Below are 13871 nucleotides of genomic sequence, written 5' to 3' on the forward strand. Positions count from 1 at the left end.
TGGGTGGCACTCAGGCTTTGGCACGTAGAATGGTTCGGTGGCTAGCTCATCGACTGACAGTTTTGTCCATCTTCACACGCACACCGAATACTCCATGCTGGACGGTGCTGCGCGCCTGACGGAGCTTTTCGAGGAGACCAACCGCCTGGGCATGCCGGCTTTGGCCACCACCGACCACGGGTACCTGTTCGGGGCCTTTGACTTTTGGCAGAAGGCCACCGACGCCGGTGTGAAACCGATCATCGGCGTCGAGGCTTATGTCACCCCCGGCACTGCCCGGACGGACAAATCCCGTGTGAAGTGGCGCACGGATGAGAGCCAGCGCAGGGACGACGTCTCAGGCGGTGGCTTTTACACGCATATGACGCTGCTCAGCTATAACAACCAGGGCATGCGGAACCTGTTCAGGGCCTCCTCGCTCGGCTCCCTGGATTCGCCCATGGGCAAGTACCCGCGCCTTGACCGGGAACTGCTCAACGAATACCACCCCGGTCTGATCGCCACCACCGGCTGCCCGTCCGGTGAGGTGCAGACCAGGCTTCGCCTGGGCCAGTACAACGAGGCGAAGGCTGCCGCGTCGGAGTTCCAGGACATCTTCGGAAAAGAAAACTACTTCTGCGAGCTCATGGACCACGGGCTCGACATTGAACGCAGGGTCACCAAGGACCTGCTGAAGCTGGCTAGGGAGCTGGGGATTCCCCTGGTTGCCACTAACGACCTGCACTACACGCACGAGCATGACGCCAAGGCCCATGAGGCGCTACTGGCCCTGCAATCGGGCTCAACCCTAACCGAACCCACCTATGACGAGGGTGGCAAGCGGTTTGCCTTCAGCGGCAGCGGCTACTACCTGAAATCCCCGGCGGAAATGCGCCAGCTTTTTTCCGAGCTCCCGGAAGCGTGCGACAACACCTTGTTGATAGCCGAACGCTGCGACGTGTCCTTTAATACCAACGCTAACTACATGCCCAAGTTCCCGTGCCCCCCGGGTGAGGATGAGAACTCCTGGCTGGTCAAGGAGGTCGACACCGGGCTGAAGTTCCGCTATCCCGGCGGCATCCCCGATAACGTCCGGGAACGGGCCGACTACGAGCTCGGCGTCATCATCAATATGGGCTTCCCGGGCTACTTCTTGGTAGTGGCCGACTTCATCAACTGGTCCAAGGACAACGGCATCCGTGTTGGCCCGGGGCGTGGCTCCGGTGCGGGCTCCATGGTGGCTTACGCCATGCGCATCACCGACCTTGACCCCATCCGCCACGGGCTGATCTTTGAGCGCTTCCTGAACCCCGAACGCGTCTCCATGCCCGACTTTGACGTTGACTTCGATGATCGGCGCCGCCATGAGGTCATCAAGTATGTGACAGAAAAGTACGGCGACGAGCGGGTCGCCATGATTGTCACCTACGGTTCCATCAAGACCAAGCAGGCACTGAAAGACGCCTCCCGCGTCCTGGGCCACCCCTTCAGCATGGGCGAGACACTCACCAAGGCGTTGCCGCCGGCCGTCATGGCCAAGGACATCCTGCTCGCCGACATTGAAAACCCGAAAGCCAAGCGCTACGGCGAGGCCGGGGATTTCCGTGCGCTGTTGCTCAGCGACCCCGAGGCTGCCAAGGTCTTTGAGCTCTCCAAGGGTTTGGAGGGGCTCAAGCGCCAGTGGGGCGTGCATGCCGCCGGTGTGATCATGAGCTCGGATCCCATCATCGATGTCATCCCGATCATGCGGCGCATCCAAGACGGCCAGGTCATCACACAATTTGACTACCCCACCAGTGAAGGCCTCGGCCTGATCAAGATGGACTTTTTGGGGTTGCGCAACCTCACGATCATCACCGACGCCTTGGAGAACATCAAGGCCAACAAGGGCTTCGAGCTTGACCTTGAGAGTTTGGAGTACGACGACGCACCTTCCTACGAGCTCATGGCCCGCGGAGACACGCTAGGGGTTTTTCAGCTCGACGGCGGTCCCATGCGCGGGCTGCTCAAGCTCATGCGCCCTGACAACTTTGAAGACATCTCCGCCGTCCTTGCCCTGTACCGGCCCGGTCCCATGGGCGCCGACTCGCACACCAACTATGCGCTGCGTAAAAATGGGCTCCAACCGATCACCCCGATCCACCCTGAGCTGGAGGAGCCGCTCGCGGAGATTCTCGGTGGCACTTACGGGCTGATCGTGTACCAGGAGCAGGTGATGTCCATTGCGCAGAAACTGGCAGGCTATTCGCTGGGCCGCGCTGACATCCTGCGCCGCGCCATGGGCAAGAAGAAGAAGTCAGAGCTGGACAAACAGTACGAGGGCTTCCACCAGGGAATGATCGACAACGGCTACTCAGACGCCGCCGTCACCACCTTGTGGGCGATCTTGCTGCCCTTCTCCGATTACGCCTTCAACAAGGCCCACTCGGCCGCTTATGGTGTCATCAGCTACTGGACCGCTTACCTGAAGGCGCACCATCCGGCCGAGTACATGGCGGCCTTGTTGACGTCGGTCGGTGATGACAAGGACAAGTCGGCCCTGTACCTGAACGAGTGCCGCCGCATGGGCATCACCGTGCTGGCCCCGGATGTGAACGAATCCTCACTGAACTTCACCCCGGTCGGCAGAGACATCCGTTTTGGCATGGGCGCCATCCGCAACGTTGGCTCCAACGTGGTCAACGCGCTGGTGGAATCGCGTACGGAAAAGGGCAACTTTGAGAATTTCTCTGACTTCCTGATGAAGGTTCCTGCGGTGGTGTGCAACAAGCGCACCATTGAATCCCTGGTCAAGGCGGGGGCCTTCGATTCGCTGGGCCACGCCCGGCGCGCCCTGGCCATGATTCACGAAGAAGCCATCGACTCCGTCATCACGCTCAAACGTAATGAGGCGGTGGGCCAGTTTGACTTGTTTGCCGGTTTGGGCGCGGACGACGCCGAGCCCGACTCGGCGCTGATCACCGAGATCCCCGATCTGCCGGAGTGGGAGAAGAAGGACAAGCTGGCCTTTGAACGGGACATGCTTGGCTTGTACGTCTCGGACCACCCGCTGCAGGGCCTGGAAGGGATCCTGAGCCAAAACGCCGACATGTCCATCACCCAATTACTCTCCGACGACGGACCTTCGGACGGCCACATCATCACCATCTCGGGGATGATCACCAGCCTGCAACGGCGCATAGCCAAGAGCAGCGGAAACCCCTACGCCCGCTGCGAGGTGGAGGACCTTGGCGGCTCCGTAGAGGTCATGTTCTTCGGCCAGGTTTACGGACCGATCGCCAACGTCCTGGCCGAGGACTTGATCGTGGTGGTCAAGGGGCGCCTGCAAAAGCGCGACGACGGCGCCATCACCCTCAACGCCATGGAACTCTCCGTCCCCGATCTCAGCGAAGGGCTGGCGGGCCCCCTGGTGATCCATATGCCAGAGCACAAGGCCACCGAACCGGTGCTCCTTGCTCTCAGGGACGTGCTGGGCACCCACCGCGGCAACACGGAAGTCAAAATGCACCTGAGCGGGACCCGAAATGTGAAGGTGATGAAACTGCCGCTGCACCACAGGGTGAACCCGACGCCTGCCCTTTTTGGTGACCTGAAAGTCCTGCTCGGGCCCACATGTCTTGAGGGCTGAGTGCGTTGCTGGCCCGGCGTACGCGTTAAGGTTGGAGCATGAGTGAAATTCCGCCTCAGGGCACAACACCCTCTGGGAGCGACGCCGCGGGCACGTACCCACCCATCACCTACCCGCCCAGCGCCTATGCGCAGGGCGTGCCGGCAGAGTTGACCCAGGCGCCTCCGGCCACTTGGCGGCGCTGGCTCCTGCTGACCGCAGTGGGTGGTGTGGCCGTGGGTGTCCTGTGGTGGCTGGCAGCCCCCGGCGGGGCATTTTACGGTTCCGGTAAGGACTACACCATCTGGTTTGGCAGGGATCTGGTACTTGCCAGCTTTGGTGTGCTCGCCGGACTGGGCACGGCCGTGTTATTGCTGCGTGCGGCGGTAAAGCCGGGCGGTGAGGAACACTCCACGGCGCGTTTCTTGGCTGCCGCCGCTGGTGCTCTGCTGGGCTCCGCCATCGCCTGGCGCGTGGGTGTTTTTGCCGGCGACTTGTTTCAAACACCTCCCGCCAACATGGCCAATCCCAGCATTGTGTTCTCCCTTCGCGCGGCGTCAGTGATGCTGGTGTGGCCTCTGGTCACCGCCGGGGTGGTCTTCCTCTACCGTCTTGTGGCCGCGCTGCTCCGCCCTACGAGCGCTGATAACTGAACCGCCGCTGGACCGGTTTCCGTGCCCAGCAACGCCGTATAAACTTGGGCAGTGTGAGCAACCTTGAATCTGCCGTGTCCACCGATCCTGCTATCAGCCCAGAAGCCGGGCGGGGTGCGCGAACCCATTTCTCCTTGGCCCGGATTGACCTGCGCGGTCGCAGCCTGTCTTTAGCGGAGCTCAAGCGTGCCGTCCCGCGGACAGCCGTGTCCACCGTGAGAACCGCCGAGACCACCGTGGCGGACATCATCGCAGGCGTGCGCGGGCGCGGTTTTGTTGCTTTGGCAGACTTGGCCCAAAAGTTTGACGGCGTCACCCAGGTGCATCCGCGGGTCCCGGCGGAGGCGTTGGCGCAGGCCCTGGAATCCCTGGATCCGGCCGTGCGGGCCGCCCTGGAGGAGTCCATTGCGCGGGCGAGGGTTTTCGCTGCTGCCCAGCGCCCCGTCGATGTTGACCTTCCCATCGCCAACGGCGCCGTAGTCTCCCAGCACTGGATTCCCGTGCGTCGCGTGGGACTTTACGTCCCCGGAGGGCTGGCAGCCTACCCGTCCTCGGTCATCATGAACGTGGTGCCGGCCCTGGCCGCCGGTGTCGGCTCGGTGGCCCTCGCTTCGCCACCGCAAAAAGAATGTGGCGGCCTGCCCGATCTTACGGTGCTCGCCGCCGCAGCCCTGCTCGGCATCGACGAGGTCTATGCCATGGGCGGAGCGCAGGCCATTGCCGCCTTTGCTTATGGAGTGCCAGCCGGGACCACGGCCAACGGCGACGGCGCCGAGCTGGAACCAGTTGATGTAATCACAGGCCCAGGCAATATCTTCGTGGCCACGGCCAAGCGCCTGGTCAAGGGCGTTGTTGGCATTGACTCCGAAGCCGGGGCCACCGAGATTGCCGTGCTCGCCGATCACAGCGCCAACCCCGCCTTTGTCGCTGCTGACTTGATCAGCCAGGCCGAACACGACCCCAACGCAGCCTCCGTCCTGGTGACTACCTCCGCGGAGTTGGCGGCTGCTGTCGAAGAAGAGCTTCGCATTCAGGTAGCCACAACCACCCACCGCGAACGGGTGGAAGCGGCCCTGTCCGGGCAGCAGTCGGGGATTGTCCTAGTCGATGACCTGGCCCAGGGGGTGGCGGTTTGCAACGCGTACGCCGCCGAGCACCTGGAAGTTGTCACGGAGAACGCCCAGCAGGTGGCCGCACAAATCACCAACGCCGGAGCCATTTTCGTGGGGGACTACAGCCCCGTGAGCCTGGGCGACTACTGCGCCGGCTCCAACCACGTCCTGCCCACCAGTGGCACGGCCGCGTTCTCCTCCGGACTGAACGTGACAACTTTCCTGCGCGCCGTGCAACTGATCAACTATGACAAGGCGGCACTGGCGGAGGTGGCCGATCACGTGGTGACCTTGTCCAGAGCCGAGGGGCTGCCGGCCCACGGCGACGCTGTGGCCCTCCGCTTCGCCTAGACTGAAGATAACCGCTACTGGAAAGGATCTGGATGTACTGCCCGTTTTGCCGTAATCCCGACTCACGGGTAGTTGATTCCCGCCTGTCCGACGACGGCTCCTCCATCCGGCGCCGTCGCCAGTGCACCGAATGCGGGCGCCGCTTCAGCACCGTCGAGACGGCAAGCCTGTCAGTGACCAAGCGTTCTGGCGTAGCCGAGCCGTTCAGCCGCAGCAAGGTCATCAGCGGTGTGCGCAAAGCCTGCCAAGGCCGGCCCGTGACCGACGACGATCTCGCCAAACTGGCCCAGGAAGTTGAAGAGTCCATCCGTGCCAGCGGCGCGGCGGAGATCGACGCCAATGACGTGGGCCTGGCCATTTTGGATCCACTGAAAAGGCTGGACCTTGTGGCGTACCTGCGCTTCGCCAGCGTCTACCAGGCGTTTGATTCCCTGGAAGACTTTGAGCGTTCCATCGAATCGCTCCGGCACGAATACCCGGCCCAGGCCGGGAAAGCCTTCGGGGGCGGCAACCCGTGAGCTGTGGCGGCTTAGGGGACATCTAAGCCGCCACAGCTCACGGGTCAGAGCCGACCTGGTCTCCTAGCGCCCGCCCACTCCGGTGGCTGCACCCCGATTGGATCCTGCCACAGTGCTATTTGGTGAGTTTGAAGTGCATGGCCGCCTGCAGAGCCCCGCCCACGATGCCGGCGTTGTTGGCGAGCTTGGCCGGGACGATGGGGGTGCGTAGTTTCAGCTGCGGCAAGTAGTCCTCGCTGCGCTTGGAAATGCCGCCGCCGACGATGAACAGTTCCGGGGAGAACAGGAATTCCACGTGGGAGAAGTAGCGTTGCAGGCGCACCGCATACTCGTCCCAGCTCAGCCCGTCGCGTTCCCGGGCGCTGGCGGAGGCCTTGGACTCGGCGTCGAAGCCGTCCAGTTCCAGGTGGCCCAGCTCGGCGTTCGGGATTAGCTTGCCATTAAAGATGAACGCGGAGCCGATGCCGGTGCCCAGGGTGATGACCAGAACGGTTCCCTTGACGCCTTCGCCTGCGCCGTAGCGTGCCTCGGCGAGCCCGGCGGCGTCGGCGTCGTTCATGACCTGCACGTCCCGGCCCAGTTCCTGGCTGAAGATCGCGTCGACGTCGGCGTCGATCCAGGACTGATCAACGTTGGCTGCCGAGAGGGCGATGCCGTGGGAGATGATGGCTGGGAAGGTGATGCCCACGGGGGCGTCCTTGTCCGGGGCGTGGTCGCGAGTCATGAGCTCGTCCACGATTTCCTTGACCACCTTGGCCACGGCCAGGGGGGTAGATGGTTGCGGGGTGTCGATCCGGTAGCGTTCGCCGCACACCTCGCCCGTCGACAAATCCACGATCCCGCCCTTGATGCCGGTGCCGCCAATGTCGATACCAATGACGGTGGTTGTGTGCCGGTGATTCTTGGACATTCGGGACTCCAAACGTTGTTTGCAACTAAGGGCGGCGACGGGCGGTACAGCCGGTCAGGGAAGGGTGAGGACCTCGGCGCCGGTGGCCGTGACCACCATGGTGTGCTCAAACTGGGCTGTGCGCTTGCGGTCCCTGGTGAGAACAGTCCAGTCGTCGTCCCACATGTCCCACTCGATCCCGCCCAGTGTCAGCATGGGTTCGATGGTGAACACCATGCCCTCCTGGAGTACGGTGTTGTAGGCCGGGGCCGCGTCATAGTGCGGAATAATCAGGCCCGTGTGGAAGGCCTCGCCCACGCCGTGGCCGGTGAAGTCCCTCACCACCCCGTAACCGAAACGCTTGGCGTAGGACTCGATGGTGCGCCCGATGACGTTGATTTCACGCCCGGGGGCAACCGCCTTGATGGCTCTGTTCAAAGACTCCTGGGTTCGCTCCACCAACAGACGCGACTCCTCGTCGACCTCGCCCACCAGGAACGTGAAGTTGGTGTCACCATGGACACCGTTCTTAAAAGCAGTGATGTCGATGTTGAGGATGTCCCCGTCCTTCAGCACGGTGCTGTCGGGGATCCCGTGGCAGATGACCTCGTTCAAGGACGAACACAGTGACTTGGGGAAGCCCCTGTAGCCCAGGGTGGACGGGTAGGCCTGGTGGTCCAGCAAGAACTCGTGCCCAATGCGATCCAGGGCATCGGTGGTGACGCCAGGAACAATGTGCTTGCCAACCTCAACAATAGCCTGGGCGGCAATTTTGGAGGAGATCCGGATCTTCTCCAAGGTCTGTGCATCCTTGACCTCGGAGCCGGTAAATGGTGCAGGACCGGCTTTGCCCACGTATTCGGGGCGGGGGATGGAGGCCGGGACTGACAGTGCTGGGCTCACGGAACCAGGGACCAAGGTGCCGAGCGGGGCAGAAGAAACTGTGGAAGACATGAACCTATCCTATAAGTTTTGCAGCAGCCTTACGCAGAAGTCCGTTTCAGCGCAGATTTTCCGGGATAAAGCGATCGATGCGCGTGGGCCTAGGATGGCAAGTACCTGCACTAGCAACCGAGGGAGAAACCATGCCGCAATATTGGTACAACGTTCAAACGCATGAAGTTGAAGTGGACGCCCAGTCCGGTTGGAAGTCGCTCATCGGCCCTTACGAAACCCGAGCCGACGCCGAAGCGGCTCTCGAGAAGGTGCGGCGCAACAACGAAGCCGCCGACGCCGCCGAGGACGAAGACGACTGAGCGAGGTTAGGGAGGACGTGGGGACTAAAAGGTGTGCTCGGGGCCGGGAAACACGCCGTTGCGCACCTCGTCACCATACTCCTTGGCGGCGTTGGCCAGCACTGTGCGCAACTGAGCATACTGCTTGACGAACTTGGCCATCTTACCGGTCCGTAGCCCGGCCATGTCCTGCCACACCAGCACCTGCCCGGTGGTGGAATTGCCGGCGCCAATGCCTACTGTGGGCACAGAAACCGCGGCCTCAACGGCAACGGCCGTGGTGGCCGGAACCATTTCCATCAGCACACAGAAGGCGCCGGCGTCAGCGAGGGCAACGGCGTCCTCCACCATGGATGCGGCGGCGTCACCGCGGCCCTGTACCCGGTAACCGCCCAGCATGTGCTCGCTCTGCGGGGTGAAACCAATGTGGGCCATGACCGGGACGCCGGCCTGGGTCAGGGCTCGCACGGTCGGGGCGTAGTAGGCGCCGCCCTCCATCTTCACGGCATGCACCAAGCCCTCCTTCATCAGGCGCACCGAGGAAGCGATGGCTTGCTCGGGGGACTGCTCGTAGCTGCCGAACGGCAGATCGGCCACCACCAGGGCACGCTTGGACCCTGCGGTGACTGCGCGGGAGAAAATGATCATCTCATCGAGCGTGATCGGCAAGGACGTCTCGTTGCCCAGGACGTTGTTGGAGGCGGAATCACCCACCAGCAGCACCTCGATGCCGGCCTCGTCAAAAATCTGTGCTGTGTACTGGTCGTAGGCAGTCAGCATGGCGAACTTTTGGCCGTTGAGCTTGGCGGCCTGCAAGTGGTGGGTCCGAATCCTGGCCGTGGTGGCCGGAATGCCCGAACCGTACGGGGCAGTGACCTCGGCGGGAACACGGTGTGCGGGGGTGCTGCTAACGGGCGCAGCTGAGTCTGGGGAACTAGTGGGGGCCATGGATAGAGCTTATTACGACTCGGCGAGGAATTTAGTCAAGGAGGCACAGAAGTCCTTAGTAGAGTATGGACGTACGGGCCTTGATGCGGTGGTGAGAACCAGTGCTGGAAGGGCCATAACAAAAGCTGTTTCAGTAGGCAGAGCGGCAACGACAAAAGGGGCCCGCAGTGAACCGTCAGCAGGAATTTGTGTTGCGCACCATCGAAGAACGCGACGTGCGGTTTGTGCGCTTGTGGTTCACGGACGTGGTGGGCAGCCTGAAGTCAGTGGCCCTGGCCCCGGCCGAGGTGGAGGGAGCTTTTGAGGAAGGACTGGGCTTTGACGGATCCGCTATTGAGGGCCTGGCCCGTGTCTTTGAGTCGGACATGCTGGCCCAGCCCGACCCGTCAACGTTCCAGATTCTGCCCTGGCGTGGGAAAACCGAGCAGACCTCACGCATGTTCTGCGACATTTTGACGCCCGACGGCGAACCCTCCGCAGCCGATCCCCGTAACGTTCTCAAGCGCACTCTGGCCAAGGCCGCCGACATGGGCTTCACCTGCTATACGCATCCGGAGATCGAGTTTTACCTGCTGAAATCAGATCAGCCCGGACCCGACGGCAAGCCGATCCCGGTGGATCAGGCAGGCTACTTTGACCACGTGCCAGGAGGTGTGGCCCAGGACTTCCGCCGCACGGCAGTGACCATGTTGGAGGACGTGGGGATTTCCGTGGAGTTCAGCCACCACGAGGGTGGCCCCGGCCAGAACGAAATTGACCTGCGCTACGCCGACGCGCTGCAGACGGCCGACAACATCATGACGTTCCGCACGGTGATCCGGGAGGTCGCCATTCAGCAGGGCAGCTACGCCACGTTCATGCCCAAGCCTTTCTCTGAACACCCCGGCTCCGGCATGCACACGCATTTCTCCCTCTTCGAAGGTGACACCAACGCCTTCCACGAGCCCGGCGCCGAATTCCAGCTCTCCACGACCGCCCGCCAGTTCATGGCCGGCATTTTGAAGCACGCCCCGGAATTCACGGCCGTGACCAACCAGTTCGTGAACTCCTACAAAAGGCTGTGGGGTGGCGGGGAAGCCCCCAGCTACCTGTCTTGGGGGCACAACAACCGTTCGGCGCTGATGCGGGTGCCGCTGTACAAGCCAGGCAAGGGCCAAGCGGCCAGGCTTGAATACCGGGGCATCGACTCGGCTGCCAACCCCTACCTCGCCTATGCGGTGTTGCTGGGGGCCGGGTTGAAGGGGATCGAGGAAGGCTACGAGCTGCCACCGGCGGCCGTGGAGGACATTGGCGCGCTCAGCAGCGCCGAGCGCCGGGCCCTGGGCCACGATCCCTTGCCGTCAAGCCTGCACGACGCCGTCCGGCTCATGGAGGAGTCCGAGCTCATGCCGGAGATCCTGGGCGAGCAGGTCTTTGAACACTTCCTGCGGAACAAGCGCGCCGAATGGCAGGAATACCGTTTGCAGGTCACCCCCTACGAGATCAACCGATACCTGGGGGTGCTCTAACACCCACCATGAGTTCCCTTACCCGCACCCTGATCACCCACGGTTTCTCCGATCTGGAAAAAAGTGAGAGGTTCCTGGGCTTTCGCGAACTTGCCGAGCTGGACCAAGCGGAGCTGTTGGCGGCCCTGCGCGTCGCCAACGACCCGGACCTGGCCGTCCAGTCCCTGGTCCGGCTGCTCAGCGCCGCGCCGGAGGTCTACTCCAAATTAACGCGCACGCATCCGGAGTCCGGGGAAGTCGAATCCAATGAGGCCCTCTTTAGGCTCTTGGGTGCTTCGGAGGCGTTGGTGGATTTCTTGATCCGGCACCCCGAGCACGTCGATGTCCTGGACATGCCCAGCTCGCCCGAACCCGTGGCCGCCGATGGTGCGGCACTGCGTTCCTCGCTGCTGGAGGCTGTGGGTGCGGATCCGGCGTCGAGCATGCCGCTGGCCACCATGACCGGCTGTGCGGCGCGCCTGGCCCTGCGCACCCGGTACCGGCGGCACCTGTGCGAGCTGGCCATCAGGGACCTGTGCGCGGCCTCACCGCAGGATGTCATGCCGTTAGTGGGGGCGGAGCTGGCGGATCTGGCCGCGGCTGCCATGGAGGGTGCCCTGGCGGTGGCACGGGCCCAGGTGGCAGGGGTCTTCTGTGCCGAAGCCGTGGCGAGGGTGCACCTTGCCATCATTGGCATGGGCAAGTGTGGCGCCCGTGAGCTGAACTATATTTCCGACGTCGACGTCATGTACGTGATTGAGACCGCACCTCCTGGCGTGAACGACGGCGGGCGGGCCGGGGAGGCGGACGCCGTGACCGTGGGCAATGCGCTGGCCGCGGCGATCTCCCAAACCATCTACGCGCCCGAACGGGAGCCTGGACTGTGGGAAGTGGATGCTAGTCTTCGCCCCGAAGGCAAGGACGGGCCCCTGGTGCGGACCCTGGACTCGTACCTGAGCTACTATCAGCGGTGGGCTCATGACTGGGAGTTTCAGGCGCTGCTGAAGGCCCGTGTGATTGCCGGGGACGCAGAGCTGGGCGAGCGTTTTGAAGAAGCCATTTCACCGCTGATCTGGACGTCGTCGGAGCGGGAGGGGTTTGTCACCTCCGTGCAGGCCATGCGCCGGCGCGTCACGGCCAACATCAAGGCTTCGGAGGCGGGCCGGCAGATCAAGCTGGGCAAGGGCGGATTGCGCGACGTTGAGTTCACGGTGCAACTGCTGCAACTGGTGCACGCCAAGAACGATAAGTCGCTGCGAGTCAAGGCCACCACGGGGGCCATCGCCGCGCTGACCAAGGCCGGCTTCATTGGCCGCACCGACGCGGCACACCTGGATGAGTCCTACAGGTACCTGCGGGTTTTAGAGCATCGCATCCAACTGGTGCAGTTGCGCCGCACCCACCTGATGCCCACGGCCCCGGAACAATTGCGTGCCCTGGCCCGGGCCGTGGCCGGTCCCATGTCGCTGAAGCGGCCCAGCGCGCAGTCGCTGCTGGATGACTGGGCCAAGGTCAAGCGCCGCGTCAGCACCCTCCACGAACGCATCTTCTACCGCCCCATTTTGGCGACGGCAGCGCATTTGAGTGCCGAGGACCTGGCCCTCGCCACCGATGCGGCACGCGCCCGCCTGGCGGCCCTAGGCTACCGCGACACAGTTGGTGCGCAACGCCACATCGAGGCATTGACGGCCGGGGTCAGCCGCAGGGCGGCGCTGCAACGCCAGCTCTTGCCTGTGCTGCTGGGCTGGCTGGCTGACGGCGTCGACCCGGACGCGGGCCTGCTGGCTTTCCGGCGGGTGAGCGAGGCGTTGGGTACCTCCCACTGGTACTTGGGCATGCTCCGGGATCACCAGGCAGCGGCCGAACGGCTCTGCCATGTCCTCTCCAGCTCCCGCCTGGTCACCGACTTGTTGGCTGTCTCGCCGGAAGCTACGGCATGGTTTGGCAATGACAAGGAGCTGGTTCCCTTGTCATTTGACGTGCAGTGGGCGGAGATCCAGTCCAAGATGTCCCGGCACCCGGAACCGTCCGATGCCATCAGACTCATTCGCTTGATCAGGCAGCGTGAAATTCTTCGCATTGCCATCGCCGACTGTTCGGGCCTGCTCACCCAGGACCAGGTCTGTGCAGCCCTCAGTGACGCCGACAGGGCGAGCGTCCTGGGCGCCCTGCTCGTGGCCGAAGCGGATGTGTATGCGGGGGAACCGGCACTGACCCGCCTTTTGGTGGTCGCGATGGGGCGCCAGGGTGGACGCGAGATCGGGTATGGTTCCGACGCCGATGTCCTCTTTGTTCACCGGGCCGTTGAGGGTGCCGACAGCGGGCAGGCCCAGCAACAAGCCCGGTTGCTGGTTTCTAAGTTGATGGTGATGCTGACGCAACCGGTGCGCCCGGCCATCCAGGCCGAACGGGTGCTCAGTGTTGACGCCGATCTGCGCCCCGAGGGAAAGAATGGGCCCATAGTTCGTTCCCTCGATGCCTACAAGGAGTACTACGCCAGGTGGTCCTCACCCTGGGAGGCTCAGGCGCTGTTGCGGGCCCTGCCCCTGGCCGGCTCCGATGAGCTGGCAACGGACTTCGTGCGGATGGTGGATCCTGTCCGCTACCCGTCGCTGTTGGGCGAAGCTGAGCTGCGGGAGATCAAGAGGATCAAGGCCAGGATGGAGTCGGAGCGGTTGCCTCGGGGCGCCGACCCGGCACGGCACGTAAAACTTGGCCGCGGTGGGTTGAGTGACGTCGAATGGCTCGTCCAGCTGTGGCAACTGCAACACGCCCATGCCCACGAGGCGCTGCGCACCACCGCCACATTGCCGGCCCTTTACGCGGCCTGTGAGCTGGGCCTGATTGCGGCGGAGGAGGCACAGTTGCTGGAGTCCGCCTGGCGCCTGGCCGGGAAGATCCGTAACGCCAACGTCATCTGGACGGGCAAGCCCTCTGATATGTTGCCTTCCTCTCGGCGCGACTTGGAGGCCGTGGCCCGCTGGTGCGGGTACGAGCCGGGCCAGGCCGCTGCGTTCGAGGAAGACTACCTGGGCCTCACCCGGCGGGCGCGGGCGGTTTTTGAGAAGCACTTCTACGGGTAGGCTCGGGAT

General features: G+C 63.4%; 10 protein-coding genes. 7 read left to right on the forward strand and 3 right to left on the reverse strand.

Annotated elements, in window-relative coordinates; translation table 11 throughout:
• The first annotated feature begins 94 nt into the window (after window positions 1-94).
• The 4 genes from dnaE to nrdR all read left to right on the forward strand — a co-directional run bounded on the left by dnaE (window position 95) and on the right by nrdR (window position 6220).
• Window positions 95-3607 carry a DNA polymerase III subunit alpha gene (gene dnaE, locus AOC05_RS04775; RefSeq protein WP_062006089.1) on the forward strand — a complete coding sequence of 1171 codons (3513 nt, stop codon included), beginning with the start codon at window positions 95-97 and terminating at the stop codon, window positions 3605-3607.
• 38 nt (window positions 3608-3645) lie between these two features.
• The gene (locus AOC05_RS04780; RefSeq protein WP_062006096.1) at window positions 3646-4239 is read left to right on the forward strand and encodes a hypothetical protein; all 594 of its coding nucleotides are present in this window, start codon (window positions 3646-3648) and stop codon (window positions 4237-4239) included.
• A 92-nt stretch (window positions 4240-4331) separates the two neighbouring features.
• Window positions 4332-5702 (forward strand): histidinol dehydrogenase, encoded by a 1371-nt coding sequence (gene hisD, locus AOC05_RS04785; protein WP_062009395.1) that lies wholly within the window; start codon window positions 4332-4334, stop codon window positions 5700-5702.
• Between the two features lie 32 nt (window positions 5703-5734).
• Complete coding sequence (nrdR, locus tag AOC05_RS04790; RefSeq protein ID WP_062006098.1) at window positions 5735-6220, forward strand: transcriptional regulator NrdR; 486 nt, start codon at window positions 5735-5737, stop codon at window positions 6218-6220.
• Between the two features lie 115 nt (window positions 6221-6335).
• On the opposite strand, the gene ppgK is transcribed toward nrdR, so the two are convergent.
• Together ppgK and map are read right to left on the reverse strand one after the other, a co-directional pair.
• Window positions 6336-7130, reverse strand: a complete 795-nt coding sequence (ppgK, locus tag AOC05_RS04795) for a polyphosphate--glucose phosphotransferase (protein WP_062006100.1) — start codon at window positions 7128-7130, stop codon at window positions 6336-6338.
• Window positions 7131-7184: 54 nt separating this feature from the next.
• The gene (gene map / locus AOC05_RS04800; protein ID WP_062006101.1) at window positions 7185-8063 is read right to left on the reverse strand and encodes a type I methionyl aminopeptidase; all 879 of its coding nucleotides are present in this window, start codon (window positions 8061-8063) and stop codon (window positions 7185-7187) included.
• Between the two features lie 131 nt (window positions 8064-8194).
• On the opposite strand from map, the gene AOC05_RS19285 reads away from it, so the two are divergent.
• Entirely contained in the window at window positions 8195-8365 is a 171-nt protein-coding gene (locus AOC05_RS19285; protein ID WP_154605268.1) for an SPOR domain-containing protein, read from the forward strand.
• A 24-nt stretch (window positions 8366-8389) separates the two neighbouring features.
• Here the strand turns inward: AOC05_RS19285 and panB are convergent, their stop codons facing one another.
• Entirely contained in the window at window positions 8390-9292 is a 903-nt protein-coding gene (gene panB / locus AOC05_RS04805) for a 3-methyl-2-oxobutanoate hydroxymethyltransferase (protein ID WP_062006102.1), read from the reverse strand.
• Window positions 9293-9459: 167 nt separating this feature from the next.
• On the opposite strand from panB, the gene glnA reads away from it, so the two are divergent.
• Both glnA and AOC05_RS04815 read left to right on the forward strand, forming a co-directional pair.
• Complete coding sequence (gene glnA, locus AOC05_RS04810) at window positions 9460-10800, forward strand: type I glutamate--ammonia ligase (RefSeq protein WP_062006103.1); 1341 nt, start codon at window positions 9460-9462, stop codon at window positions 10798-10800.
• Window positions 10801-10808: 8 nt separating this feature from the next.
• Window positions 10809-13862 carry a bifunctional [glutamine synthetase] adenylyltransferase/[glutamine synthetase]-adenylyl-L-tyrosine phosphorylase gene (locus AOC05_RS04815; RefSeq protein WP_062006104.1) on the forward strand — a complete coding sequence of 1018 codons (3054 nt, stop codon included), beginning with the start codon at window positions 10809-10811 and terminating at the stop codon, window positions 13860-13862.
• Window positions 13863-13871: the final 9 nt, after the last annotated feature.

Source organism: Arthrobacter alpinus (genome assembly GCF_001294625.1).
Classification (GTDB): Bacteria; Actinomycetota; Actinomycetes; order Actinomycetales; family Micrococcaceae; genus Specibacter; species Specibacter alpinus_A.

Coding starts and splice junctions, on each gene's coding strand:
- panB (WP_062006102.1), bottom strand. CDS start 9,292: ATGGCCCCCACTAGTTCCCCAGACTCAGCTGCGCCCGTTAGCAGCACC.
- map (WP_062006101.1), bottom strand. CDS start 8,063: ATGTCTTCCACAGTTTCTTCTGCCCCGCTCGGCACCTTGGTCCCTGGT.
- nrdR (WP_062006098.1), top strand. CDS start 5,735: ATGTACTGCCCGTTTTGCCGTAATCCCGACTCACGGGTAGTTGATTCC.
- AOC05_RS04815 (WP_062006104.1), top strand. CDS start 10,809: ATGAGTTCCCTTACCCGCACCCTGATCACCCACGGTTTCTCCGATCTG.
- ppgK (WP_062006100.1), bottom strand. CDS start 7,130: ATGTCCAAGAATCACCGGCACACAACCACCGTCATTGGTATCGACATT.
- AOC05_RS19285 (WP_154605268.1), top strand. CDS start 8,195: ATGCCGCAATATTGGTACAACGTTCAAACGCATGAAGTTGAAGTGGAC.
- dnaE (WP_062006089.1), top strand. CDS start 95: ATGCTGGACGGTGCTGCGCGCCTGACGGAGCTTTTCGAGGAGACCAAC.
- AOC05_RS04780 (WP_062006096.1), top strand. CDS start 3,646: ATGAGTGAAATTCCGCCTCAGGGCACAACACCCTCTGGGAGCGACGCC.